General features: G+C 70.4%; 22 protein-coding genes, 3 pseudogenes and 2 riboswitches. Of the genes and pseudogenes, 8 read left to right on the forward strand and 17 right to left on the reverse strand.

Annotated elements, in window-relative coordinates; translation table 11 throughout:
• Positions 1 to 92 precede the first annotated feature (92 nt).
• On the reverse strand, positions 93 to 1,301 hold the full coding sequence (locus KRR39_RS18130) for an ROK family transcriptional regulator (protein WP_216938868.1): 1,209 nt from the start codon (positions 1,299 to 1,301) through the stop codon (positions 93 to 95).
• 295 nt (positions 1,302 to 1,596) lie between these two features.
• Between KRR39_RS18130 and KRR39_RS18135 the strand changes: the two are divergent.
• From KRR39_RS18135 to KRR39_RS18145, 4 genes and pseudogenes are all read left to right on the forward strand, one after another.
• Positions 1,597 to 3,078 (forward strand): annotated as a pseudogene (locus KRR39_RS18135) (PAS domain S-box protein); the annotation flags it as partial.
• A 31-nt stretch (positions 3,079 to 3,109) separates the two neighbouring features.
• Positions 3,110 to 3,271, forward strand: a pseudogene (locus tag KRR39_RS26280) (hypothetical protein); the annotation flags it as partial.
• Positions 3,272 to 3,319: 48 nt separating this feature from the next.
• On the forward strand, positions 3,320 to 3,772 hold the full coding sequence (locus KRR39_RS18140; protein ID WP_216938870.1) for an EAL domain-containing protein: 453 nt from the start codon (positions 3,320 to 3,322) through the stop codon (positions 3,770 to 3,772).
• Positions 3,690 to 4,136, forward strand: coding sequence for an EAL domain-containing protein (locus tag KRR39_RS18145; protein WP_254185242.1), 447 nt, complete (start codon positions 3,690 to 3,692; stop codon positions 4,134 to 4,136). The genes KRR39_RS18140 and KRR39_RS18145 overlap by 83 nt, the downstream gene beginning before the upstream one ends.
• A 22-nt stretch (positions 4,137 to 4,158) precedes the next feature.
• Here the strand turns inward: KRR39_RS18145 and KRR39_RS18150 are convergent, their stop codons facing one another.
• Both KRR39_RS18150 and KRR39_RS18155 read right to left on the reverse strand, forming a co-directional pair.
• Positions 4,159 to 5,175 (reverse strand): acyltransferase family protein, encoded by a 1,017-nt coding sequence (locus KRR39_RS18150; protein WP_216938872.1) that lies wholly within the window; start codon positions 5,173 to 5,175, stop codon positions 4,159 to 4,161.
• Between the two features lie 48 nt (positions 5,176 to 5,223).
• Positions 5,224 to 5,727 carry an SGNH/GDSL hydrolase family protein gene (locus KRR39_RS18155; RefSeq protein ID WP_367303751.1) on the reverse strand — a complete coding sequence of 168 codons (504 nt, stop codon included), beginning with the start codon at positions 5,725 to 5,727 and terminating at the stop codon, positions 5,224 to 5,226.
• A gap of 471 nt (positions 5,728 to 6,198) precedes the next feature.
• On the opposite strand from KRR39_RS18155, the gene KRR39_RS18160 reads away from it, so the two are divergent.
• Entirely contained in the window at positions 6,199 to 6,414 is a 216-nt protein-coding gene (locus KRR39_RS18160; RefSeq protein WP_216938874.1) for a hypothetical protein, read from the forward strand.
• Between the two features lie 103 nt (positions 6,415 to 6,517).
• On the opposite strand, the gene KRR39_RS18165 is transcribed toward KRR39_RS18160, so the two are convergent.
• On the reverse strand, positions 6,518 to 7,312 hold the full coding sequence (locus KRR39_RS18165) for a hypothetical protein (protein WP_216938875.1): 795 nt from the start codon (positions 7,310 to 7,312) through the stop codon (positions 6,518 to 6,520).
• A gap of 803 nt (positions 7,313 to 8,115) precedes the next feature.
• Positions 8,116 to 8,544: a hypothetical protein gene (locus KRR39_RS25680; RefSeq protein ID WP_302053510.1), complete on the reverse strand. Its 429-nt coding sequence runs from the start codon at positions 8,542 to 8,544 to the stop codon at positions 8,116 to 8,118.
• On the opposite strand from KRR39_RS25680, the pseudogene KRR39_RS26285 reads away from it, so the two are divergent.
• Positions 8,524 to 8,583: pseudogene (locus KRR39_RS26285) on the forward strand (hypothetical protein); the annotation flags it as partial. The gene KRR39_RS25680 and the pseudogene KRR39_RS26285 sit on opposite strands and share 21 nt — an antisense overlap.
• A 37-nt stretch (positions 8,584 to 8,620) precedes the next feature.
• The gene (locus KRR39_RS18175; protein WP_367303752.1) at positions 8,621 to 9,058 is read left to right on the forward strand and encodes a PP2C family protein-serine/threonine phosphatase; all 438 of its coding nucleotides are present in this window, start codon (positions 8,621 to 8,623) and stop codon (positions 9,056 to 9,058) included.
• Between the two features lie 25 nt (positions 9,059 to 9,083).
• Here the strand turns inward: KRR39_RS18175 and KRR39_RS18180 are convergent, their stop codons facing one another.
• The 6 genes from KRR39_RS18180 to KRR39_RS18205 form a co-directional block, all read right to left on the reverse strand.
• Positions 9,084 to 10,028, reverse strand: coding sequence for a PilZ domain-containing protein (locus KRR39_RS18180; protein WP_216938877.1), 945 nt, complete (start codon positions 10,026 to 10,028; stop codon positions 9,084 to 9,086).
• Between the two features lie 257 nt (positions 10,029 to 10,285).
• On the reverse strand, positions 10,286 to 13,006 hold the full coding sequence (locus tag KRR39_RS18185; protein ID WP_216938878.1) for an EAL domain-containing protein: 2,721 nt from the start codon (positions 13,004 to 13,006) through the stop codon (positions 10,286 to 10,288).
• Between the two features lie 17 nt (positions 13,007 to 13,023).
• Positions 13,024 to 13,098: riboswitch (cyclic di-GMP riboswitch) on the reverse strand.
• A gap of 150 nt (positions 13,099 to 13,248) precedes the next feature.
• Positions 13,249 to 14,295, reverse strand: a complete 1,047-nt coding sequence (locus KRR39_RS18190) for an AraC family transcriptional regulator (RefSeq protein WP_216938879.1) — start codon at positions 14,293 to 14,295, stop codon at positions 13,249 to 13,251.
• A 263-nt stretch (positions 14,296 to 14,558) separates the two neighbouring features.
• Positions 14,559 to 15,125 carry a hypothetical protein gene (locus tag KRR39_RS18195; RefSeq protein WP_216938880.1) on the reverse strand — a complete coding sequence of 189 codons (567 nt, stop codon included), beginning with the start codon at positions 15,123 to 15,125 and terminating at the stop codon, positions 14,559 to 14,561.
• 35 nt (positions 15,126 to 15,160) lie between these two features.
• Positions 15,161 to 16,219, reverse strand: a complete 1,059-nt coding sequence (locus KRR39_RS18200; RefSeq protein ID WP_216938881.1) for a hypothetical protein — start codon at positions 16,217 to 16,219, stop codon at positions 15,161 to 15,163.
• 14 nt (positions 16,220 to 16,233) lie between these two features.
• A complete protein-coding gene (locus KRR39_RS18205; RefSeq protein ID WP_216938882.1) occupies positions 16,234 to 16,755 on the reverse strand; it encodes a hypothetical protein in 522 nt (173 codons plus the stop codon).
• Between the two features lie 100 nt (positions 16,756 to 16,855).
• Positions 16,856 to 16,931: riboswitch (cyclic di-GMP riboswitch) on the reverse strand.
• 324 nt (positions 16,932 to 17,255) lie between these two features.
• On the opposite strand from KRR39_RS18205, the gene KRR39_RS18210 reads away from it, so the two are divergent.
• Positions 17,256 to 18,311 carry a hypothetical protein gene (locus KRR39_RS18210; RefSeq protein WP_216938883.1) on the forward strand — a complete coding sequence of 352 codons (1,056 nt, stop codon included), beginning with the start codon at positions 17,256 to 17,258 and terminating at the stop codon, positions 18,309 to 18,311.
• A gap of 69 nt (positions 18,312 to 18,380) precedes the next feature.
• On the opposite strand, the gene KRR39_RS18215 is transcribed toward KRR39_RS18210, so the two are convergent.
• The 6 genes from KRR39_RS18215 to KRR39_RS18245 are packed head-to-tail and all read right to left on the reverse strand — an operon-like array spanning position 18,381 to position 25,253.
• A complete protein-coding gene (locus KRR39_RS18215) occupies positions 18,381 to 20,048 on the reverse strand; it encodes a cyclic nucleotide-binding domain-containing thioredoxin-disulfide reductase (RefSeq protein ID WP_216938884.1) in 1,668 nt (555 codons plus the stop codon).
• Positions 20,026 to 20,304 (reverse strand): UBP-type zinc finger domain-containing protein, encoded by a 279-nt coding sequence (locus tag KRR39_RS18220; protein ID WP_216938885.1) that lies wholly within the window; start codon positions 20,302 to 20,304, stop codon positions 20,026 to 20,028. Before KRR39_RS18220 ends, KRR39_RS18215 begins: the two co-directional genes overlap by 23 nt.
• Positions 20,301 to 20,801, reverse strand: coding sequence for a thioredoxin (gene trxA / locus KRR39_RS18225; RefSeq protein WP_216938886.1), 501 nt, complete (start codon positions 20,799 to 20,801; stop codon positions 20,301 to 20,303). Before trxA ends, KRR39_RS18220 begins: the two co-directional genes overlap by 4 nt.
• A complete protein-coding gene (clpB, locus tag KRR39_RS18230) occupies positions 20,798 to 23,434 on the reverse strand; it encodes an ATP-dependent chaperone ClpB (protein WP_216938887.1) in 2,637 nt (878 codons plus the stop codon). Before clpB ends, trxA begins: the two co-directional genes overlap by 4 nt.
• Positions 23,425 to 24,741, reverse strand: coding sequence for a DnaJ domain-containing protein (locus KRR39_RS26590; protein WP_436972001.1), 1,317 nt, complete (start codon positions 24,739 to 24,741; stop codon positions 23,425 to 23,427). Before KRR39_RS26590 ends, clpB begins: the two co-directional genes overlap by 10 nt.
• Complete coding sequence (locus KRR39_RS18245) at positions 24,741 to 25,253, reverse strand: nucleotide exchange factor GrpE (protein ID WP_216938889.1); 513 nt, start codon at positions 25,251 to 25,253, stop codon at positions 24,741 to 24,743. Before KRR39_RS18245 ends, KRR39_RS26590 begins: the two co-directional genes overlap by 1 nt.
• Positions 25,254 to 25,258 lie beyond the last annotated feature (5 nt).

Genomic DNA, 25,258 nt, shown 5'->3' on the forward strand with positions numbered 1-25,258 from the left:
TGGACTCCTCGGCTGGCGACGTGACGGGCGTCACGGCGGCATGCAGAGAAACCTAGGGCGCCAAACGAAAGTTGACAAGAGTATTTCGCAAGTTACTTGCGAAAGTCTCCCGGTGCATAGACCGCGTCGCTGATCAGCCGGGCCGCGCCGACCACCCCGGCGTCGCCACCGAGCTCGCTGAGCACGACCGGCAGGTTCCCGGTCGCGAGCGGCAGCGACTGCCGGTAGATCGCGCTGCGGATCTCGGCCAGCAGCGTGTGCCCCAGACCGGCGACGCCACCCCCGATGACGATCAGCCCCGGGTTGAAGAACGACACCAGGTTCGCGAGCACCGTCCCCACCCGGCGACCGCCGTCGCGGGTCAGCTGGAGCGCCGTCGCGTCACCGCGCTCGATCGCCCGACCGATGTGCGCCGCCGTCAGCCGACCGTCCGCCTCGAGCATCTCGGCGAGAATCTCGGAGCGTCCCGCCCGTGCCGCACTCGACGCATCGCGCGCCAGAGCCGCTCCGCCGAAGAACGCCTCCAGGCACCCGTGGTTCCCGCACGCGCAGACGGGCCCGGACTGCTCGATGCGGATGTGCCCGATGTCGCCGGCGCACCCGTCGGCGCCGCGGTAGAGGTGCCGGTCCACCACGATGCCGCAGCCGATGCCGGTGCCGATCTTGACGAACAGGAACGCGGAGGCGGACCGGGCCACGCCGGTGTGCTGCTCCCCCAGGGCCATCACGTTGACGTCGTTGTCCAGCAGCACCGGCGTCCCGAGCTCACGCGAGAGCGCGTCGCGGACCGGGTAGCCGTCCCACCCGGGCATGATCGGCGGCGACACCGGCATCCCCGCGTGGAAGTCCACCGGGCCCGGCACCCCGATGCCCAGCCCGGCGGGACGCTCCACGCCCTGCTCGGCCAGGAGCTTGCGGGTCAGCTCGATCGCCTCGGCCAGCACCCGCTCGGGGCCACGCCGGATGTCCGCGTCGGGCGTCGAGGCCCGGGCCAGCACGCCGAGCCGGCCGTCGGTGACAGCGATCCTCATCGAGGTGGCGCCGAGCTCGATGCCGACGAAACGGAGCCCCGCGTCGAGGTCGACCAGCGTCGAGCGCCGCCCGCCCCGTGACGCCGCCGGCCCGCCGTCCTCGGCGAGGCCGAGCTCGACCAGGCGCCCCACCTCGGCGGCCACCGTCGTCCGGGACACCCCGAGCCGGGCGGCCAGGTCCATCCGGGACAGCGGCCCCTCGTCGCGCACGTAGGTCAGGATCCTGGATTGGGTGGGAGTCTCGGCCCGGCCGGAGAGTACGTGCGCCATGACTCCGGATCCTGCCACGCCGGCTCACCGTCCGCGATCTTTCGAAGGCGGATGACGTAAGCCCGCGGACCGTGACCCGGCGCCGACGGGTCGCCCGCGCGACACCACCACCCGAATGGACAGACCCCATGCGGGAGCCGACACTGCGCGTGCCTTGCTGCGCCTCGCGGGTCACCGGGCTAGACACAAGGCACCCTTTTGTCGGTTTCACGTGCCCTCGGGCGGGGCTTGGTACGGTCGCCGTCGCTGTCGCCCCTGATCTGGGAGACCGTCGTACCAGGGAGCCGGGGCCCACGTGTCTGTCGACGCTGACGCAGCAGGAGAACGCCTCCTGGCGGAGAATCTGGCTGCCCTGCTGTCGGCCGGCAGCGACACCACGGACGCGTCACCCGAGGCCTCCACGCCGAGTGCGGCCCTGCGCCTCATCGAGGCCCTCGACGCGTTGCCCGATGCGCTGATGGTCCTCGACGCCCACGGGATCGTGACGTGGGCGAGCTCGGCGACCTCCGAGGTCCTGGGCTGGTCCCCGGACGAGCTCGTGGGGCGGTCGATCGCCGTCGTGGCGCTGGAGGAGAACGCCGAACACCAGCAGCAGGTGCTGGAGGAGATGCGACGGACCGGCACGGCTGTCACCTTCTCGGCCCAACGGCGACGTGGCGACGGCGAGGTCATCGAGGTCTCGGTGTCGATGGCGCCGCTCCGCGACTCCACGACCGGCGTGTCCCTCGGCAGCTGCGCCTCGGTCCGCAGAACGGCGCCGCAGGTCCGGCTGCAGACCCAGCTGGCGCAGCAGGACTCGATCAGCGCGGCACTGAGCCGTCGCTCCTCCGACGTCGCCTTGATCGCCAAACCGGACACCGAGATCACGTTCATCTCACCCTCGATCCTCGACGTGATGGGCTACACCCCCGAGGAGCTCGTGGGCGCGAAGGGCCTGGGGCTCGTCCACCCGGACGACCTGCCCGGGGTGGAAGCCTTCGTGGGTCGAGTGGTCTCATCCCCGGGCGCGGTCGAGCGCATGACCTTCCGGGTCACCAACGCGGCAGGTGAGTGGCGCTGGATCGAGGAGACGCTGACCAACTGCTTCGAGGTTCCGGGTGTCCAGGGACTCGTCGCCAACGTCCGCGACGTGACCAACGAGGTCGAGGCACGTGCTGCACTCACGGCGTCCGAGCGCCGGTACCGCACCATCGTCGAGACCGCCCAGGAAGGTGTGCTCGTGCTCGACCGCGACTCACGCGTCCTGTTCGCCAACCGCAAGGCAGCAGATCTCCTCGGGCACGCACGAAGCAAGCTCTTCCGTCGTCAGCTCACCGAGCTCGTCGACCAGACGACCACCGAGGAGATCCGGCGAAGAATCGGCTCCCGCGCAGACAGGGGGCATGAACGTTTCGAGGTCACCTATCCGCATCCGGACGGGGGCAACCGGATCTTCGAGGTCGCCGCCTCCCCGATCTCCCTGGACGCCGAGGGCGCCACCGGTTCCCTGACGATGATCTCCGACGTCACCGACGCGCGGCGCATCGAGACGGAGCTGCAGCACCGCGCTCTGCACGACGCCCTCACCGGACTGCCCAACCGGGCGTTGTTCACCGACCGGCTCTCGATGGCGCTGTCCCGGCAGCAGCAGGAGCCGGACCATCCGAGCGTCGCAGTGCTCTCCCTCGACGTGGACGGCTTCAAGCTCATCAACGACGTCCACGGGCACGAGTTCGGCGACGCGATCCTGGTCGAGGTCGCCCACCGGCTGCGCAGCGCCTCCGGACCGGCGGACACCGTCGCTCGCATCGGGGGGCGACGAGTTCTTGGTGGTCGCCGAGGGAGTCGGGGTCGACGGGGCCCTGGCCCTCGCGGACCACCTGCGCAGGTCCTTGCTCGAACCGGTCGTCGCGTTCGGAACCACCCTCTACGTGGACGCCAGTGTCGGCATCGCCGTGGGTCCCCAACAGTCGCCGTCCTCGCTGCTGAGGTCGGCTGACGACGCGATGCACCAGGCCAAGGCGCAAGGACGCGGTCGCGTGCAGGTGTACGACGTCGCGAGCGGCACCGACAACGGACGCAAGCTCCAGGTGTCCATCGCGTTGCGCGAAGCCCTCGACGCCGACCGCATCACGCTGGGCTACCAGCCCGTCGTCGACCTGACGCACGGCGGCGTCGTCGGGGTGGAGGCCTTGCTGCGCTGGGAGCACCCCGACCTCGGCCCCGTCCCGCCACCGGAGGTCGTCGCGGCCGCCCACGCCATCGGTCTCGCGGAGCGGCTCGACCTGTGCGTCCTGCGGCGGGCCTGCACCGACATGGCCCGGATGCGAGACCGTGGGATCGGCACGGACATCCACTTGGCTGTGAACCTCAGCGCGCAGAGTATCGAGGGCACCCGACTCCCCCCAGATGGTGTCCGACACGTCCCGCCTGGCCGGGTGGCCCTTGGGTCAGCTGACCCTCGAGGTCACCGAAGGCGTGCTCATGAGTGACACAGGTGCGGCCGCCGCCGTCCTGGCACGACTTCGCGAGCTCGACGTGTCCGTCGCGATCGACGACTTCGGCACCGGGTACAGCTCGCTGGCCTACCTCAAGCGACTGCCCGTCGCCACCCTCAAGGTCGATCGGTCCTTCGTCGAGCAGGTGCCGGGTGACCCCGAGTCGTGTGCCATCGCGCGCTCGATCACCGATCTGGCCCGAGCACTGTCGCTGACCACCGTGGCGGAGGGTATCGAGACCCAGGCGCAAGCCGACTACATGCGCCGTCTGGGGTGCACGCGTGGTCAGGGGTTCCTGTGGAGCCCCGCCGTCCCGCCGCTGGAGCTCGAGGACCTGCTGCTCGCCTGGCCTGGCTAGGCAACCGCGCGCGCTGTTCCTGTCAGGAAGCGACGGGCGCGGGCACCACCGCCGCCGCCGGTCGGCGACCTTGCAGCGGGACCTCGATGAACCGGAACGACAGCGCGGCGATCGCCAGGGCCACGCCACACAGGGCGAGCTTCAGGGGCACCTCCACGCCGGGCATTCCAGGGGTGGAGAACAGGGTGATCAGCGGGATGTGCCAGAGGTACCAGCCGTAGGAGACCCGGCCGACGTACCGCAGCGGCGGGAACCTCAGCAGGGGATCGCCCCTGCCGGCCACCTCGCCGGCGATCATGAGGACGGCGCCCGCGGTGGTCAGGGTGGCGACCATGTCCACCCGGGGCGCGGTCGGCGACCAGAGAGCGCTGGCGATGACCGCCGCGGCTCCGATCCACGTCGCACCTCGCCCGATGGGGGGCTTCCAGCCGGTTGCGAAGGCGGCGGCCAAGGCGGTCCCGGCGAACATCGCGAAGGCGTTCGTGTCCGTTCCCAGCACCGCGTGGAATCCCTCGGCGTTCCAGCGAGCCATCACGGATGCCGCCACCCCCAGAAGGCTGACCGCCAGCACCGCCGCGGGACGACGACGGAGGGCGACGACCACCAAGGGCCAGACGACGTAGAACTGCTCCTCGACGGAGAGTGACCACAGATGCCCGAAGGGGAAGATCCATCCGGTCTGCATCTCGCGGATGTTGGCGACGTACAGAAGACCCGGCCACGCTGCATCGCCGTACTGCCTGACCGTCCACCCTGCCAAGACGAACGCCGGCAGGAGCAGAGCCAGCATCACGAGGAGCGCCGGCAGGAGTCTGCGTGCTCGCCTGGGCCAGAAGGACGAGAGGTTCTGGCCTCCGAGCAGGATGCCCGTGATGAGGAAGCCGGAGAGGACGAAGAACAGGGTCACGCCCGCTTGACCAGCCAGGTTGAGGTGCGGGACGGCGGAGTGGCAGAGGATCACCAGGATGATCGCCAGGCCGCGAACACCGTCGAGCCCAGGCAGCCGACGTAACCGCCAAACTTCCCCTGAAGAACGCATAGGGAACATCTTGGGGCATGGCGGCCCGGATTGTCTCCCTCGCCAGCGTCAGGAGGGTGAGATCTGCCGCATGGTCCTGACCGCTTGGACCAGGCGCTGCGCAATGTAGGCATGCCCCGCGCTGTTGACGTGGGTGTGGTCGAAGTCGTAGCCGGGACTGTTCGCATCGGTGAACCACTTGCGTGCTGCAGGGTTCACGGAGTAGGCGCCGGCGGCCCTGGCGGCCGCGTCGATGGCGGCGGCCGTGTCAGCGAGGACGTGCTGCAAAGGCTGAGGCGCGCACGGGCCCAGCACGATGATCACGGCCCCGGGCCACGCCTCATGAACCGCAGCGATGACCTGCCCGGTGTCTCTCAGGAGCTGCGACCGATCGGCACGGAGGTCGTTCTGACCGCCCTCCAGGACCACGACGTTGAACTGCGTCGGAGTCCCGGCGAGTGCCCTCACCCGGGTGAGGTAGTCCTGGCCGGCTTCGCCGCTGACCCCGCCCCCGAACGTGAACCCCGTGCCCCCCCACAGCGTTGACGGTGGGGGTCCAGCCGAGAGCCGCAGCGGTCTTCATCGCCCAGGTGTCCGCCGGCTGGTCGGCGCCGACCCCGGCTGCGTAGGAGTCGCCGATGAACAGCGCGTTGGAACCCGGCGGCACCAGCTTGACCAACCTGGGCGCGTCAGCACGGAGGGTGGGCAGTGGACGGTTCAGAGCGCGGTTGGGGTCCAGTGTGTCGCTCCACCGCCCGACGACGAAGCCAGCCGCCGCCACCAGCACCAGCACCACCGCGCCCAGGACCAGCGCTGCCGGCCTACCTCCACGACTCACGGGCAGACCCTCTCACCCACGCCCGCCGTACGCACCAGGGAGGTCACCTCTGCGGCGACCACGTCGTGCCGGCGCAGCCCGTCGAGGTCGAGCCTCGACGCCGGGCCGAAACCTGCAAATTCCCTCCGCTCCTTCAATCGCATGCCGACGCATTCGGGCAGTCGCCGTTGGAGGAGCTGCCGGCGCTTCCTGTCAGACGGATGGTCATGGCCGAGGACTTTGGGACGGGCTTTGCCGAGGTGCTGTCGGTGATGAACGCCAGCACCCAGGAGCAATCCACGAGGATCCTCGGCAGATACGAGCGCACCGGCGAGATCAAGCGGTACATGGATCTTCCGCCGGATCCGGCGCTGGTCGACGTGAGACCGACCGTAGCGGTGACCACGGATGGAATCGGTTGGCCGGGAGCCGCTGCAGGCTGACTCCGGACGCGAGTCAGCTCAGGTCCGCGGTGTGCTTCACTTCCCCGCTCCCGGGCATGCCACCCCCGGAGCCAGATGAGGTACGTGGCCTGGCACCGCGCCGTTAGCCGCCGAACTGCGGCCTTGCGTACCGGGAGAGCCGCAACTCGGCTCCGAGCTCCTCACCCGCGGATGTCAGCGGCTGACCGCCGCTGGTCTGGCTGCTCCAGATCCAGGGCAGCACGTGTTTCGTTGCACTGCCCTCAGCAGCCGCGATGACTAGCTCGCGTGCCCGGTCACGGAGGTCCTCGAGGCTCTCCCCCGACTCTGTGTGTGCGTCGGACGCGCGTTGCTTGCCGTCGTCCGCGGTCGCAACGATCAGCTCCCATAGGTCGTCTCGCGGCACGGCCGGCTCGCTGGCCTCGACCGCTCTTGCTACCTCGCTCATCCACCCGGCGCGCCACTCTGTCCAGGGTGTCCCCAGCGAGCTGATCAGCTGCCGCGCCGCCTCGACGTACGCCCCGGCGGCCGGCTCGTCGTCGGCCCAGACCGCCTTGATCAGCGGGAGGACCTCGGTCCACACGATGTGGTGGTACCGCTGGCCAGCACGCACCTCCGGAGCTGGCTTGTCCAACGTGCCGGTCAGATAGGTCAGATCGATGGACGCGTCCGGATAGTGGTGCGCCCCGAGGTCGAGGTAGTGGGGCAACTGGTCGGGCCGGTGACTCCTCGCCTCCGTCTTCAGCTCGACCATCCAGACTCGGTCCGGCCACAGCACCGCCCAGTCCGGCCATCCCGACCGCTCGGCCTCGTGACGGCGTGGCAGCTCGAACTCGTCGACGAAGACGTCGCACGGCGAACCCGGGTCTTCACCGAAGACCAGGACATGGAGCCGACGCAGGAACTCGGCGCCCCGCACGGTCGGCTTGCTGCGCGTGCCCCACGGGGGGATACGTCCCACCCACGATCAGACAGGTCAGCACGAGTTGCAACGATTCCTCGCGCCACAGCTTGCGGCGCGTCAGCACGCGGCGGATGTCTTCGTAGGGGTCCAAGAGACGTCTTCCTTTTAGTAGCCATGACCGTACGACAGGACCGCCCAACTCAGATGAGCCGCATCGCCGCCCCGGGCGGGCCGCCCCTGCCGTCGGGCTGGCTGTGGGACCCAAGAAGACGCTGCTTGTGCCAGCGCTCCTCAGGCGGCATCACCCTCATCAACTCCCTGAGAAACGACACACCTCCACTGCCACCCCGTTCACGTGGAGGCGCCGCAGTCCTACTGCGCCCTGGTTTGGCCGGGGGCAGTTTCTCAGGCCAGGACGTAACTGCTCGGCAGCGTCCGCGGTCACGTGCTCCCGGGGTCACCGGTCGCGCAGGTGGCGAGCCCCGGACGGCGCACGAACCGGCCACTCCTCTGCGCTTTTCGGATGGTCCGACGCGACAGCAGCATGTTGACTGTCAACGTGCGACCCGCTCCCGCACAGGCGTACATGGCGGGGGCCCTCGCTGCCACGGCGGCGACGTGCACATCTTCTCCGTCAGGCTGTCCCGCCACAGGAAAGGGCATAGTCCGGCCTCGTCGAACTTGAGCAGCCAGGTTTCGCGGAGCCGTGGGAAGCGGTTCACGGCCCTCTCCGGAACCGCTCCCGGCGCACCGTCCGGCTCGTCGCGACGGGAAACCGCCGGCACCCCCGAGGGGAGCCGGCCTCGGAGGGATGGGCTTCAGCGATCGGAAGGATCAGCGACGTGAACCGCTGGGCAATTCCACAGGCGAACTCCCGGATCAACCCGAACGGGGGTACCCGGATCGGCTTCGTTCTTCTGACGGACCACGAGCCCGATGGCCGAGCGTGGTGGTTTGTTCCGATCCCCGGCGGTGGCGGCCTCTTGATGGGACCCCTCGCACCGCACCGCCCCTCCTCCCCTGGTGGGCGAAAGCCCGCCGATCGCGAGCGCACCGCCGAGCCGCCCCGCACCCTGCCCCTCGAGAACGAGCACCTGCCACCACACGTGCCCCGCCAGATCGGTTCGGTGGAGCTGGCCTCGCACTACCGCACGGGCGACCGAGCACTCGACGTCGGCGGCGACTGGTTCGACGCGGTGCCCGTCGACGACGGTCTGGTGCTCGTCATGGGGGATGTTGAAGGTCACGACTCCCGCGCAGCGGCCCTCATGCTGGAGCTCCGGGAGGTCACCCGGGTCGCGGCGCGCGAGGAGAAGACCCCCGCTGCCGTCCTGGCGCGCTTCAGCCTGGCTCGACGGGAACGACAGCGACCGGTTCGCCACAGCTCTGGTCGTCCACATCGACGTCCCTACCCGCACCGCCACCGTCGCCTCGGCCGGACACCTGGCCCCGGCTCTGCTGAGCCCGACGCCGACAGGCACGGTGCCGAGCGCCCTGGAGCTCGAGACGGGACCACCGTTGGGCATCGGACAGGAATGGCATGACCGCAGCACGCAGTTGCCGGCCGACGCCGTTCTGTTCCTCTTCACCGACGGCCTCGTCGAGACCCGGGTCGACGACATCGACGAGGGGGTACGCCGCCTCGGCGAGCTCCTGGAGGGCTTGCCCTTCGACGCTCGCACGATCCTCCACAGCGCGCTCGAGCTCCATCCGGGCGAGGATGAGGACGACGTCGCCGTCCTCGTCGCACACGTCCCTTAGCGCAGCCATCCCGGCTCGTGCCGCGTCACACCGGTGACCCCGAGATGACGACGCCTTGCAGCAACGCTTCCTGGGGCTCTCGCAGCTTGACGAACTGCAGGCCCACCGCTGCCCCGCTCTCCTCGACACGGCACCAGCCGACGCGGGCCCGGAGAACAACCAGCGTGCCGTTCACGTTCAGCGTGACGTGAGCTGACGTCCCGGTGACCGGCAGGGACTCCGGCGGCAGGTCCGGTGCCAGGTCGCACCTGACGCCCTGCATGCTGAGGTTGGCCGTGGTGCACGCGACGTCGTGACCAGGCCATTGGAGCCGGGCGCGGGAGACGAACACGACTCGCTGACTCAGGCGCCGGTCGAAGATCACGACCCGGGTGCTCATCGTTCCCGGGTCCGCCTGTGGGGTGCGGTCCCGTCCGGGGAGCCCGACCGGTTCCGCGACGGGGGCAGGACGGGAGCGGTCCGCTGCTCCCCCGCCATGCGCTTGCGGCACGGCTGGCTGCTCCGCTTTGTCCTCACCCAGCTCGGGTGCGCCCGCATCCCGGGCGTCGTGATCCGTGGACTGCGCCGCCGGATCCTCGATCTCCGGGGAGTCGTCTCGCTCCTGCTCCGGCGACTCGTCCTCGACGCGAGGGCTCTCGGGCGCGCGGCTGCCCGGGACCTCGCGTCGACGGCGCAGGGCCCGGAGGACGAGCAGTCCGATCCCATGGATGGCAGCGATCAGGGCCACAGCCAGCGCGGTCCCACTGATCGTCGTGGCTCGGGCAGGTGTGCCGACCGATTGGGCCCGCGGGGCGACGTGGTGGGGCCCGGCCGACACTGACTCGGGCCGCCGAGCAAGCTGATCCGGACCGCGCTGCGTGTCGGCAACCTCGCTCGTCGTCTGGGCCGGCCGGCCGAGCTCGAACTGGTCGCCGGAGAGCTCGTTCCAGATCATCGCTGACGACAGGAGAACGAGCTCGACGACCAGCAAGGCGGCGGCGCCGTACGCGGACGCCAGAGACCGCAGCCACGACTCTCGTCGCGTCCGAGCGCGGGGACCGGTGTGGGCGAGCTCCGACCGCGGGGAGCGCCCACTTCGCACGACGGGGACCGGTGGCAGGAGGAGGCGCCAGGCCAGGTTGTGCCTCATGTCAAGTCTCTCCGGATGAGGTCCGTCGGGGGTCGAAGCGCGTCACGTCCGACGGGCAGGCGGTGCGGCGCAACGACGGGCAGGTGGCCCGTGGGGAGTCATCTGGCGGTCCGCTTCCAGAGGTCCGGGTAGGCGTGGTCGGCGATGACGGAGGCCACGGAGCTGGGATGCCACCGCGTTCCCCGTGGCGTGCGGTAGTCCTGCGAGTTGAGTGCGGCGGCAATGGTGCGCAGGGACGCCCCTTCCCGGTGCAGGCGAAGGAGCAGCATCAGGCCGTGCTCCCGGGTCGCACGAGATCCCGCGGCACGTGCTGGCGTGTCCGCGCGGGCGGGGGCCTGCACGTCGAACTGCTCGCCCGACGAGGACAGGACCTGGCTCAGGTCTGGAAGACTCAGCGGCTTGCTCCAGAGGTAGCCCTGGGCGGCGTGACAGTCGAGGCGCTGCAGCAGGTCGAGCTGCTCGTTGGTCTCGACCCCTTCCGCGATGGCCAGCACACCCATCGCCCGGCAGAGGTCGACGACGCTGGCGCAGATCGCGAGATCGTCGGCCTCGGTGGTGACATTCCCCACGAAGCGGCGATCGATCTTGAGTCGAGCGACCGGCAGCGCCTGGAGGCGGGACAAGCCGCTGTAGCCGGTGCCGAAGTCGTCCAGGGAGACGCTGAAGCCCTTCGCCACGATGCCCTGGAGGATGGCCGCCGCTTCCTCGGGATCACCGATGACGGCGGTCTCGGTCACCTCGAGAGCCACGCACGTGGCCGGCAGCCCGGACATCCAGACGGCCTCGTCCACGGCAGCCTGGAGATCCCCCTGGGTGAGGTGCAGGGCCGAGATGTTGACGGACACGTACACGTCCTCGGCGACCAGGTCGAGGGTTCGCAGCCGAGCGAGGTCGGCGGTGGCCCGCTGCAGGACCCACCGGTCGAGCTGACAGGCGAGGCCGCACTGCTCGGCGACCGAGACGAAGACCTCGGGGGAGATCGAGCCCTTGTCCGGGTGGCGCCACCGGGCGAGCGCTTCCACGCCGAGGAGACGGCCGGTGCTCAGCTCGACGATGGGCTGGTAGTGCAGCTCGAGAACGTCTTGGTCCAAGGCCTTCGCGAGGTCGACCGACAGCTCGAACCTCGCGCGCGCTTCTCCGGTGCGACCGGGGTCGAACACCTCGACGTTGCCCGCGCCGCGGCGCTTGGCGGCATGCATCGCGGCCCCCGCAGCTCCCAACAGCTCGGTGGTCGCACAGTCGTCGGAGGAGGTCGCGACCCCTCCGCTCACCGTGATCCGCACCTCATGGCCCTGCACGTCGAACGGTTCCCGAAGAGCCGTCATCACGCGTTCGGCCAGCTCCATGCAGTCGTCGGCGGGCACGTTCTCGGTGAGGACCACGAACTCGTCCCCTCCGCCGCGCGCGACCGTCTCCCCCGGGCGGGCGCAGCGCTGGACACGTTTCGCGAGCTGCACGAGAAGCTCATCCCCGGCCGCGTGCCCGAACGACTCGTTGACGAGGGCGAAGCCGTCCACGTCGAAGGCCATCACGGTCACGGTCGCCGCGGCGTCGCCCTGGTGCCGCTCGACCGCCTGCGAGATCCGGTCATGGAGCAACGTGCGGTTGGCGAGACCGGTGAGCTCGTCGTGCAGGGCCCGCCCGCGCAGCACAGCTTCGCTGTGCTTCATCTCGGTGATGTCGGAGAGCATGGTGAGTCGTGCGACGTAGGCGCCGGTGGCGTCCGTGAGGGGGCTGCTGGTGGCCCGGAACCATCGCTCCCGCCCGTCCGGGTGGGGGTAACGGAGCTCGTACTCCTCCGTGCCCTGGAACTCAGCGTCCCCCAGACGGGGCAGCAGCGCACTTCCCTCGTCCGGGCCGAACAGATCGGTGGGACCGCGGGTGTAGAGCTCCTCGAAGGTGCAACCGGTCATGTCCGCCACCTTCTGGTTGACGTAGGTCGTCCGGCCCTGCGGGCTGGCGACCCAGATCCCTTCTTGCGCGGTCTCCACGATGGCGCGGTACCGCTCCTCGCTCTCGCGGAGGGCAAGTGACGCCTCGACGCGGGCGGTCACGTCGCGCAGGTTGACGACGATGCCCCCGATCGCGGGCTCGTCGATCTTGTTGCTGATCCACGACTCGACCCAACGGAAGCCACCTTCTGCATGTCGGTGCCGGTACACCAGGGAGACCGGTGTCTCGGGGCTCTCCTGCACGCGCACGAACGCGTCCTGCACGTCCTGCCGGTCCTCGGGATGCACGAAGTCGAAGCCGGCGGAACCCAGGACGTCCTCGGGCGCGAAGCCGAACTGGACCACCGTCGCGTTGGCGTAGAGGACCGTGCCGTCGGGTGCGTTCACCACGGCGATGTCAGAGGCGCGTTCGAGCAGGGCCCGGAAGAACAGCTCTCGCTCCTTCAGCGCCGACTCGGCCTGCCTCTGCGCGCTGAGGTCGACGACGAAGGAGGCGATGCTGTGCGGCCGGCCCTCGTCGTCGGCAAGCAAGGAGGCGATGAGCCGCGCCGGAACCGGGGTGCCGTCCGGGCGTTCGTAGACGCGTTCGTACTCCAGGTCGTGCGTCGACGGGTCGTGCAGCAGCTCCTGGGCACGGCTGGGCGGACACGTCGGGTGCGCGAGCTCGTCGACGTGCATGCCCAGCAGCTCTTCGGACGTGCGGCCGAGCAGGTCGCACATGGCGCCGTTGACGGCAGTGAGGCGCAGGTCGAGATCGGTCAGGGCCTGCGCGAGTGAGGACTGCTCGAAGCGGGCCCGGAAGTGCTTCTGGCTCCAACTCGCACCTGCGGAAGTCGCGTGGCAGCAGGCCACACGTGGCGTGGTCATCTCGGTACACCTCTCGGTTCGGTAGCCCGGCTGACCGAGGCGGTCCCGTGGCTTTGCGTCCCCGCCTTGCAACGGGTTTGCCCTTCTCGTCGTTCGACGATCTTCCGGGTGTCCTGCTGCGTGGCGGGGCGCAACCCGGCAGAACCCTCCGACCACGTCATCTCTCAAGGGAGCGGGAACTAGTCACTGTGGGTACGGCGTCCCGGCTCGAGGTCGCGGAGGCGGGGGCCGCCCGCGCGCACTCACCCACGAGTCAACCGTCGAGCGTTAAGCGGGGCTAGCCGATGAACGCACGATCCTGTCCGATCCGCGCACCGCGGGGCTTTCCGGACTGCGAACGTCGTGCCCGAACCTCGTTGCAGTGTCGTCGACGGCGTCTCACCGACGAGGCGTCGATATGCGGACGAGAAGCGACCCAGGTGCGTGAACCCCAGGTGGTAGGCCACGGCTCCTACAGTCGTCGACCCCGGAGCGGCCCGGAACAGCGCGTCGTGCGCTCTGCTGAGGCGCACCCGTCGCAGATATGCCATCGGGGGGACGCCCAACTCATTGGCGAAGCGTTTCTGCAACGTGCGCACGCTGACGTGGACCCGCCGAGCAAGCTCGGGGGTCGACCAGTCCCGTTCCGGATGTTCCTCCAACAGAGTTCTCGCGTGCCGGATTGTTCGCGACGACGCACTCGCGCCGGCGTCAAGCACGTCACCACTGAAGTCGTGGGGATGGCCGACCAGCAGCCCGTCGAGGATCAAGCGCTCAAGCTGTCGACCCGTGGTGGGGTGGCTGGCAAGCCCAGGTCCCGTCTCGAACTCCTGGAGGACGATGTTCAACGTCTCGCGCCATCCACGTGCTGCCGGCGAGGACAGGTCCATCACGGGTCCGAACGAGACAGGACTGGACACCGTCCTGCCAAGCAGTTGTTCGAGCTCTGTCTCCAGCGACCGCCGCGGGATCATGAGGCACAGCTGGGTGCACCCCTCCAACCAGGTGATCTCGGCCGGGCGATCCGGCGGGAAGACGCCTGCCTGCCCCGGTTCGGCGCCTCGCCTCGGACCGGTCCCCATGCGGGAGACGGCCCGCCCGCGCACCGGGACGTTGACGTGGTAGTGCGTCGCGTCGGCAGTGGTGAGGCGGACGTCGGCGCCGTCGGACAACCGGCCCACGGTGGTCGAGCCGACCTTGACTACGTCGAGCTGCATGTCGATCGTCGCAGCCTCGAGCGGCTCGACGCGATTCGGCAGGTAGAACTCCGCGAGGCGCAGTTCCGCTTCGTGCTTGTCCCGCGTGCGCACGACGGTCGCTGTCGACGGCTCCCGCCGTCCAAGGGTCGAAGCCACAGTGTCACCCCCGCCAGTGCTCGCGGCCGCGCGCCCGCTCAGCGGCACCCAGGGTAGGCACGCTGTCAAGTCGGTCGGTTCCGCCGCACCGAGCCGGTCCATGATCCGACTCAGATGCTGTGCGGCTGATGCGCTCGACGGCCACGACACGGAGTGCGAGCAGGACGAGGTTGATGACGATGCGGGAGCAACCGGGCCGCGCGGCGTCTGGCGGGCCGCTACGACACAGAGTGGGTGAGGGTGCCCACGTAGACACCGGCGGCCATGTTGGCGGCGACCCTCACGTCGATGGTGGGGTTCCAGGTCGCGGTGTTGTCGCCCTCGATGCCCGTGGCGGTCACCACCGGCGACACGCCGCTCAAGGTGACCGGGTCGTTGGCGGCGTAGGTCGCGGTGCCGACTTTGGTGATCGGGCCTGCGGTGTAGCCGACGAAGCCTGCTCCGATGGCCGGCCCGGAAGGCGGGGTGAAGGCCGTCGAGATCACCGTTGCCGTCCAGCCCGCGCCGGCCGGCGCCCCGCGTGAGTCGATAACCTGCACCTGGCCGAGCTGCCCGCTGATCGTGACCGCTCCGACGATGTTGGACTTCGTGCCGAGGTTGCCGGCGTCACCGGGGGCACTGATGGACAACCCCCCGCCCTGCAGTGTCACCGTGGCGCTGCTGACCGCTGTCTGGTCGGCGACCGCGGGAGCGTTGGCGCCGAGGCCGACGCTTATGGGCGCGATCAGGCAGGCGGCCAGGAACGGAACAAGAAGTGCAGGCGGGACGAGCAGGCGGCGTTGCATCAGGTGCCCTTCGGGGGGGACGGGGTGCCGGGTGATCAGGACGCGCTGTGTGCAGGTGTGCCCGCACGTCTGCGAGGCGCTTGGTGAGCTCCGCCACTGCGGCGGTGGCGGCGGCGAACCAGGAACGACCCGCCGCCGGCCAGCAGGACGAGAAGCAGGAGGCCTCCTCCGACCCACCACCACACGCTGGTGCCCTGGTCGACGGAGACGGTCTGGCCGGTCCCGGACTTCGGGAACGTCAGCGTGGCCTGGGCGGTCTCGGTGAGCAGGCCGCTGGTCACCGAGAGGTGCGCCTTCCAGGGGCCGGCGGGCAGTCGCTTGTCGAGCCGGACGGTGACCGGCTCGGTCTGCCCGAGGCCGAGGGTGGTGCCCAGGGTGACCGGGAACGGGCCGGCCGCCAGGCCGCCGGGTCCGCCGCTGAGGGTGAGCTTGCCGCGGAGGTCGAGGGCCCGTCCGCCGGTGTTGTGGATCGTCGCGGCCACCACAGGGGTTCCCGACCGGTCCCGCTCGGCGGTGAACGACTCGACCTTGAAGGCGGAGGCGGGGACGCCGCCGGGACCGACCGACAGATAGACGCGGATGCCCACGCGGCTGACCTGGGTGACCGCGCCGCTGCCACCGGAGGTGGTCTGGGCCCACAGCACGGCGTACTGCTCGCCCGGAGCGGCGTCGGAGGGTACGTCGATCGTGACGTCGACCATCTTCTTGGCGCCGTCGGCCAGTCGCAGGCGAGGGCTGCTCACGGCGGTCCAGGTGGTGAGCTCGTTGGGGGTGTTGCCCTCGAGACCGACAAACGAGCCCTTCGCGATCTGCGCCGCGGCCGGGTAGACGGCCACGTCGGTGGGGGCGCCGGTGTCGTTTGACACCTCGATGCGCCGTTCGATCCGGGCCCCGGGCTTGACGTGGTCGATGATGTAGACCCGTGCGCGCGGGTCGTCACGGGTGGCCACCGGGGCGTCGACCAGGCGGATGCCGATGCCGGTGTGGTCGGTGCGGGCGGTGTTAACGGGGGTGCTGAGGGGGGTGCCGAAGGCACCGGCGGCCGGGACGAGTGTCCCGGCCACCAGTGCCATCAGGATGAGCAGTCGACGCATGAGGAGATCTGGCCTCAGACGATCGAGGTGGTGACGGTGCCCGTGTAATCGCCCGCGAGGGCGCTCGCCGGCAGCGAGACCGTCAACGTCGGGGTGTACGACGCGGTGTTGTTGCCGCTCGCCGCGGTGCCGGCTGCGACGGAAGCCACCGCCGTGATGCTGGTCGGGCCACCAGTCGTCGGGGTCACCGTGCCGGCGTGTCCGGTGGCTGCACCCGAGTCGTAGGAGACCCCGGTCGAGACCGAGCCGGCTCCGTCGACGAACGTCGTGGAAGCCGCGGACATGACCCAGCCAGCGGTGCTGCCGCGGGTGTCGCTGATGCCGACCGCGCCGAGGGAGCCGGTGACGCTCGCGGCTCCCGGGGCACCGTTGGTCAGCGGCGCGTTGGCTGCCGGGGCGACGTCGAGGCTGCCGCCCGCCAGGGTGAAGGTGGCGGTGGTGTCGCCGGAGCCGGCCGCCATGGCGGAGCCGACCGGGAGGAGCGCGAGGACCGAGCCGGCGACGGCGAGGGTCCCGAGCGTGCGAAGTGTCTTCATGAGGTGAGCTGTCCAGCTTCCTGTGTGACGGCCCTCGCACCGCAGCCTGGAGACCGCCCCGGTAGGAGACACCGGAACGCGCTGAGGGACGAGGAACCTGTTCGGTAGCCCGGCTGACCCGGACGGGCCCCGTGGCTTTGCGTCCCCGACTCACATCGGGTTTGCCGTTTCGCGCTGGCACCGGACATCCGATCCGCTGCCAGGATCTGGAGGGCAACCTGCCGCTTCCTCGTCTCTGCCACCAGCATCGGCACCCCTCTCCGCTGCGGATTGATGGTCGTTGCCCACAACCCCCCAAACCGACCCCCTGAGAACTGGTCACGACGTGGTCCGGAGGCCGTGGGAACCGGTCGCGGCGTCGTCGCCGACCCGGTGAGGACTAGTCCTGAACCAGTCTCCCGCCGCCCGACCGTTCCTCTTGCTTCCGGCGCACGGTGCTCCCACACTCGCACCATGACGCAGAGGGGTCGGAACCATCGGCGCAGCCCGGCTGCCCTCCCATGAGCACCGACGAGGTGCGGATCGGGCTCATCTCGGCTCCGGGTGCGGCCACCGAGATCGCGGCGAACCTCGCCGAGGACCTGCACACCGACCTGAGCCTGCACGTGGCCACCGTCCGCTGGCGGGTGCCCACGGTGGTCGACGCACTCGTGCACCCACCTGCCGACGACGCCGCCCTCGTCGCCGCGGCCCGGGACCGGCTCCTGCAGGAGGACTGGGACCTGGTCGTCTGTCTCACCGATCTGCCACTGAAGGTGCACCGGCGACCGGTGGTGGCCCACGCGAGCCCTCTGCACGGCGTGGCCGTCGTGTGCGTACCCGCCCTGGGGGCCATCGGACTGCGTCGACGCACCCGTGACACGGTCGTCGGCCTCGTGGGCACCTTGCTCGGGGAGACCGAGGACTACTCCCTGGCGGGCCCTGCCGCTGGCGTCGGACGACGCGCGCGCGAGCTCGGAAGGAGCCAGCAGCCTGAGGAGGACGGCAGCGTGCTGTTCACCGCGAGGGTCCTCAGCGGGAACCTGCGACTGCTGATCGGGATGATCCGGGCCAACCAGCCCTGGCGGCTGGCCATCGGGCTCTCGCGAGCGCTGACCGCCGCCCTCGCCACGGGAGTCTTCGCGCTCGTCACCCCCGACATCTGGAGGCTGAGCGACGCGCTCGGCTGGATCAGGCTCTCGGCGATCGCGGTGGGCTCCGTCGCGGCGATCACCGTCGCGCTGATCGCCGGAGCCGGCCTGTGGGAGCGCGCGTCGCACCCGGTCGGGCGCAAGCAGGCCACCCTCTTCAACCTGGCTACCACGGCAACGGTCGTGCTGGGCGTGCTCTCCCTCTGCGCCGCGCTCCTCCTGCTCGCCCTGCTGAGCTCCCTGTTCCTGGTGCCTTCGCAGCTGCTCGGGAACGGCCTCGGGCACGCGGTTCGGGTGGGCGACTACATGAAGCTGGTGTGGCTCACCAGCTCCCTGGCCACCCTGGGCGGGGCCCTCGGGGCGGGCCTGGAGAGCGACGAGGCGGTCCGGAACGCGGCGTACACCTACCGGCAGGACGGGGACTAGGCCGGGTACGCCGCGGCGAGGCCATCCGGCCCGCGACACGCTGATGGTCTGACCTGACGCCGGTGGCCGTCATCGTCGGCCGGCCCGGACGAGGTAGTCGTGCACCAGGCGCACGGCGACCGCGCCCTCGCCGACGGCGGACGCCACCCGCTTCACCGAGCCACTGCGCACGTCCCCGACGGCGAAGACCCCCGCGGTCGCGGTCTCGAACATCGTGCTTCCTCCCTGGCCGGCGCCGCTCAGCACGAACCCCTTGTCGTCGAGCGCGATCGCGCCCTGGAGCCAGCGGGTGTGCGGCTCGGACCCGATCAGCACGAAGAGTGCGGACGTCGGGAGCGACCGGAGCTCGTCGGTCCCCAGGTCGCGGACGACCACCTCCTCGAGGCCGAGGTCGCCCCGCAGCTCGCACACCTCGCAGTTGAGCCAGACATGCACCAGGGGGGTGGAGGCTATCCGGTCTGCGAGGTAGCGGGACATGTCGCGGTTCAGGTCGTCGTGGTTGATCACGAGGTTGACGTGGGCGGCGTTGCGGGCGAGGAACAGGGCCGCCTGCCCGGCGGAGTTCCCACCCCCGACGACCGTGACCGGGTCGCCGCGGCACAGCCGCGCCTCGAAGTCGGTGGCGGCGTAGTAGACGCTGGGGCCCTCGAGCCGGTCCATGCCGGGGACGTCCAGGCGCCGGTAGCGCACACCGGTCGCGAGCACCACGGCGTAGGCCTCCACCTGGGCGCCGTCGGTCAGTCCCACGACGAAGTGGCCGTCGATCCGGCCGAGCGACCGGGCCTCGCCAGGAATCGTGAAGGTGGCGCCGAACTTGCGGGCCTGCACCACCGCTCGGTCGGCGAGCTCGGCGCCCGAGACGCCCGCCGGGAAGCCGAGGTAGTTCTCGATACGGGACGACGTCGCCGCCTGTCCTCCGGTCGCGATCGCGTCGAGCACGACCGTGGAGAGTTCTTCGGAGGCGGCGGTCACCGCAGCGGCGAGACCGGCCGGGCCGGCGCCGACGACCAGCACGTCGAGCGCCTCGCGGACCGGCGCGTCCTCCCGCAGGCCGAGGAGCTCGGCCAGCTCCGTGTTGCTGGGGTTGCGCAGGACCCGCTGCCCCTTCCAGATCACGACGGGGGTCTCCTCGGGGGGGACGTCGAACGCGCGCAGGGTGACCTCGGCGTCGGGATCCTCCTCCACGTCCTCCCAGCGGTACGGGACGCGGTTGCGGCTCGCGAAGTCCCTGAGCCGACGGGTGTCGGCCGAGTAGCGGGAGCCGATGATCCGGAGGCCGGCGCCGAGGTCGGCGTGAAGGTTGCGCCGGAGGATGAAGGCCCGCAGGATCAGGTCCCCCAGCGCCTGGTCCTGGGTGACGGCCTCCTTGAGCCGGTCGTAGGGGACTTCGAGGACCTCGACGTCGGTCTGGGCCACGGCGGTGACGAAGACCGCCTGGCCGGTCAGCATCGAGAGATCACCCACGAAGCGACCACGTCCGTGGACGGCGATCACCCGTGACGCTCCCTCGGGGTCGTCCTCCTGGACGACCCGGACCCGGCCGTCCAGCACGACGAACACGCCGCAGTCGCGATCCCCCTCGCAGAACAGCGTGGCGCCCTTGGCCAGCCGCTTCCGCTCGCCGTACCGCGAGAGCAGCATGATCTGCTCGTCGGACAGCCGGGGGTAGGCGCCGGTGGTGTCGGGGGTCTCGGGCAGGTCCGGGACCTCGGGCTCAGACGAACTGCTCGTCGGCATAGCACCACCTCCAGTTCTCCCCCGGCTCGATCGATCGCACGATGACGTGACCGGTCGTGGCGGCGTGCGCGCGCGCGTGACGCATCGGGGAGGAGTCGCAGCAGCAGACCTCGCCGCACGTGAGGCACTGGCGCAGGTGCACCCAGGGCGTGCCCAGGAGCAGGCATTCCTCACAGCCCGGCGTGGTGGGCTGCCCCACCCTCCGGACCAGGGCGAGGTGCGGGTCGGGGACCAGCCGGCCGGAGAGCGTGGTCATCGCCGGTCGTCCTCGCTCGACGAGGCGTTCCCGGGACTGGGCTCCGCACCTTCCTTGGGCAGGTGCTCGGTGAGCCAGGTCCGCAGCGCGGGTGCGGGTGCGGCCCCGACCTGCTTGTCGACCACCTGGGCGCGGTGCATCAGGACCAGGGTCGGGATCGCCTGCACCTCGAACCGTCGGCTCACCTCCGGCGCCTCGTCCGCGTTGACCTTGACCAGCTTCAGCCTCCCTGCGAGCTCCGTCGCCAGCTGCTCCAACGCCGGGCTGACCATGCGGCAGGGACCGCACCACGGCGCCCACACGTCGACGAGCACCGGGATGGTCGACTCGTCCACCACGGCGGCGAAGTCCGCGTCGGACGTGTCGACCACCCACGGCAGTGGGTTCTGGCAGTTCCCGCAGCGGGGCGCTCCGTCGGCGGCGGCGGGCACCCGGTTCTTCGTGCTGCAGCTCGGGCACACCACGACCTTCGTCGGGGTCTTCACCGTCGCGCTCATGCCACTGCCCTCTTCTGGTCGTCGGGTCGCCCCGGTACGACGGTGAGCTCGCCGTCGACGAGGTCGACCACGATGGTCGAGTCCTCGGGCAGGTCACCGCGCAGCAGCGCGCGGGCGACGCGGGTCTCCACCTCACGGGTGATGAAGCGCCGCAGCGGACGAGCGCCGTAGGCCGGGTCGAAGCCCTGCTCGGCGATGAACCTCCGGGCCTCCTCGGTGTCCACGAGCGAGATCCGTTGGTCCGCCAGGCGTTCGCGCAGCTCCTCGAGCTGGAGGTCGACGATGCGCTCGATCTCGGCGAACGTCAGAGGCTTGAACAGCACGGTCTCGTCGATCCGGTTCAGGAACTCCGGCCGGAAGTGGGATCGCAGCGAGCTCATCACGAGGGCCCGGGCCTCCGACTTCACCTCGCCGTCCGGCGTGACCCCCTCGAGCAGGTACTCCGAGCCGATGTTGGAGGTCATGATGATGACGGTGTTGCGGAAGTCCACCGTGCGCCCGTGGGAGTCCGTCAGGCGCCCGTCGTCGAGCACCTGGAGCAGGATGTTGAAGACGTCGGCGTGGGCCTTCTCGATCTCGTCGAGCAGGACCACCGAGTAGTGCTTGCGCCGGACCGCCTCGGTCAGCTGGCCGCCCTCCTCGAACCCGACGTAGCCGGGTGGTGCACCCACGAGCCGGCTCACGGTGTGCCGCTCCTGGTACTCGCTCATGTCGATCCGGATGATGTTCTCCTCGCTGTCGAAGAGAGCCTCCGCGAGCGCCTTGGCGAGCTCGGTCTTGCCGACACCGGTCGGGCCGAGGAAGACGAAGGAGCCGATCGGGCGGGTCGGGTTCTTGATCCCGGAACGCGCCCGCACGACCGCGTCGGTCACCAGCTGGACCGCCTCGTCCTGGCCGATCACCCGCTCGTGGAGCACCTCGTCGAGGCGGAGGATCTTCTCCCGCTCGCCCTCCTGGAGCCGGCTCACCGGGATGCCCGTCCAGCGGGCCACGATGGCGGCGATCTCGTCGGCGGTGACGACCTCGCGGAGCAGGCGCCGCCCGGACTGCTTCGCCTCGAGCCTCTCCTCGGCGGCCGTGAGCCGTCGGTCGAGGTCGGGCAGCTTGCCGTGGCGCAGGCTCGCGGCCTGGTTCAGGTCGTACTCCCGCTCGGCCCGTTCGCTCGCCAGGCGAACCTGCTCGATCTCCTGGCGCAGCGCCTGGACCTCGCGGAGCGCCTGGCGCTCCGCCTCCCACTGGGCCCGCACCGCGTCGGCCTCGGCCTTCAGGTCGGCCAGCTCCTTGCGCAGCTCCTCGAGGCGACGCCGGCTGGCCGGATCCGTCTCCTGGGCCACTGCGGCCTCCTCGATCTCCAGCCGGGTGACCCGGCGGGTCAGCTCGTCGAGCTCGGCGGGCATCGAGTCGATCTCGGTGCGCAGCATCGCGCACGCCTCGTCGACGAGGTCGATGGCCTTGTCGGGCAGGAACCGGTCGGAGATGTAGCGGTGGCTCAGGGTGACCGCGGCGACCAGCGCGCCGTCGTGGATCTTGACACCGTGGAAGACCTCGAAGCGCTCGCGCAGCCCCCGGAGGATCGACAGGGCGTCCTCGATGCCCGGCTCGTCGACCACGACCGGCTGGAACCTGCGCTCGAGGGCCGCGTCCTTCTCGATGTGGCTGCGGTACTCGTCGAGGGTCGTGGCCCCGATCATGTGCAGCTCGCCACGCGCCAGCATGGGCTTCAGCATCTGGCCCGCGTCCATCGCACCTTCGGACGCCCCGGCCCCGACCACGGTGTGCAGCTCGTCGACGAACAGCAGGATCTTCCCCTCGGCGGCCAGGACCTCGTTGAGGACGGCCTTGAGCCGTTCCTCGAACTCGCCGCGGTACTTCGCACCGGCGACGAGCGAGCCCATGTCCAGGGCGAAGACGGTCTTGTCGCGGAGTCCCTCGGGCACGTCACCGTTGTGGATCCGCTGCGCCAGGCCCTCGACGATGGCGGTCTTCCCCACTCCGGGCTCACCGATCAGCACCGGGTTGTTCTTGCTCTTGCGGGACAGGATCTGGATGGTGCGACGGATCTCCGAGTCCCGGCCGATCACCGGCTCCAGCCGGTCGGCGGCGGCGTCCGCGACGAGGTCGCGACCGTACTTCGCGAGGGCTTCGTAGGTCCCCTCGGGAGTGGCGGACGTGACCCGCTGCGCACCCCTGACCGATGTCAGGGTCTGCAGGAACGAGTCGTGGGTCACGTCGTGCCGGGCCAGGATCCGACCGGCTGCCGAGCCGGATCCCTCGTCGAGGAGGGCGACGACCAGGTGCTCGACGGAGACGTACTCGTCCTTGAGCCTGCGGGCCTCCTTGTCAGCGACCTCGAGGACGCGGTTCAGCCGCTGGGTGACGTACACCTTCCCGGGCTCGGCGCCGGACCCGGTGACGCGCGGGCGCTTCGTGAGCTCGGCCTCCAGGTCCTCGCGCAGCCGCTCCACGTCCGCACCCGCCCGGGCCAGGAGCGGCGGGACCAGGCCGTCGGTCTGCTCCAGCAGCGCCAGGAGCAGGTGCTCGCCGTCCACCTCTTGGTGGCCGAACCGGAGCGCCTTGGTCTGGGCGTCGTGCAGTGCCTCCTGCGACTTCTGCGTGAGTCGGTTCAGGTCCATCGAACTCCCCTCTCTGGGCGTGAGCGTCGTTGTGATCTCTCCAGGTCGGAGATCCGCTCGAGCAGGTGCATGACCAGGCCGAGCGACGAGTAACTGAGGTTCAGCCGCAGGTGCAGCCGTTGGATCGTGGCCATCTCCCGAACCTGGGCCGGGTCGAACCAGAGGTTGCCCTGGGCGTCCCGGGTGATGTCGAGAAGCCCGAGCGTGACCAGCCGACGGACCAGCTCCGGGTGCACCCCGGTGATCCGGGCGTAGCTGTCCAGGCTCAGGCGGTAGGGGCGGGCCAGCGGCCATCTCGTCCCGATCGATGACCCGGTCGGTGAGCCGGTGGTCGTCGCGGTCATCGTGCGCTCCTCGGGTCGAAGGTCGAGACCTTCGCGAGCCGCTCGAACAGCTCGCGTTCGTCCGCCGACGGCGACCTGGGCAGCTTGACCTGGGCCTCGGCGTACAGGTCCCCCGGCTTGCCCCGCTTGTTCGGCAGCCCGCGGCCCCTCAGCCGCAGCCGGCGATGGCTGGAGGTGCCGGCCGGGACGCCGACGGTGGCGGGGCCGCCGGGGGTGTCGATGTCCACCGACGCACCGAGCGCGGCCTCCCAGGGGGGCCAGGGGCAGCAGCACGTGCAGGTCTCGGCCCTCGAGCCGGTAGCGAGGATGAGGGGCGATGCGGACGACGAGGTACAGGTCGCCCGCCTCGCCCCCGCCGGACCCCTGACCGCCCTGGCCGCGCAACCGGATCCGCTGGCCGTCCACGACACCCGCGGGGACGTTCACGTCGATGGTGCGCGGACCGTCGGCACCACTCATCGACAGGGTCCGCCGGGTCCCGTTGTACGCCTCCTCGACGGTCACCTCCACTTCGCTCTCGTGGTCGGAGCCGGAGACCGGTCCCCATCCACCCCGGCCGCGGCCGCGGGCACCGAAGATGCCACCGAGCAGATCCTCCAGATCCACGTCCCCGACCGAGCCGGAGTACCGGAAGTCGCCCGAGGGACCGGCCCCGCCCCAGCCGCTCGACCGCCCGCCGCCGGCGTCGGCGCCTGCGTACGCGCGCGCCCGGCGGTAGGCCTCCGGGTCCACGTCGGGACCCACGCGCCGGAAGTCCTCGCCGAACGCGTCGTACCGCTTGCGCTGGTCGGGGTCGGAGAGCACGTCGTACGCCTCGGCGAGCTCCTTGAACTCTTCCTCGGCGCCGGGATCCTTGTTGACGTCGGGGTGCAGCGTGCGGGCGCGCTTGCGGTAGGCCCGTTGGATCTCCGACTGGTCGGCATCGCGGGAGACACCGAGGACCTCATAGGAGTCCCGGGCCATCACTCGCTCCTGGTCGCCACGACGACGGACGCCGGCCGGAGGATCTCGCCGTCCGGCCCGTAGCCGGGCCGGACGACGTGTGCGACCGTGCCGGGGACGAGGTCCTCGTCGGTGACGGTGCTGACGGCTTCGTGCCGGGCGGGGTCGAAGGCCTTGCCGGTCTCGTCGTCGCGCCGGGGGTAGCCCAGGTCGGCAAGGACCGTGAGTGCCTGCTGGTGCACGGCACGCACGCCCTCGACGATCTGGTCCGGGTTCGAGGCGGCGTGCTCGAGTGCACGCTCGAGATTGTCGAGGACCGGCAACCAGCGGACAGCCACCGATGCCCGCTCCTGCTCGCGGGCGCGGATCACGTCCTTGGCGCACCGCTTGCGGAGGTTCTCCAGCTCCGCGGCTGTGCGGCGCCACGAGTCCTCGAGCTCGGCGATCTTCCTCTCCGGCTCGGCGGCACCGTCGGCGACGGCAGCGTCGGCGGCGTCGGCGAGCTCGGTTTCGGGGTTCTCCTGTCCGGCCATGACGA

The organism is Nocardioides panacis, from assembly GCF_019039255.1.
Classification (GTDB): Bacteria; Actinomycetota; Actinomycetes; order Propionibacteriales; family Nocardioidaceae; genus Nocardioides_B; species Nocardioides_B panacis.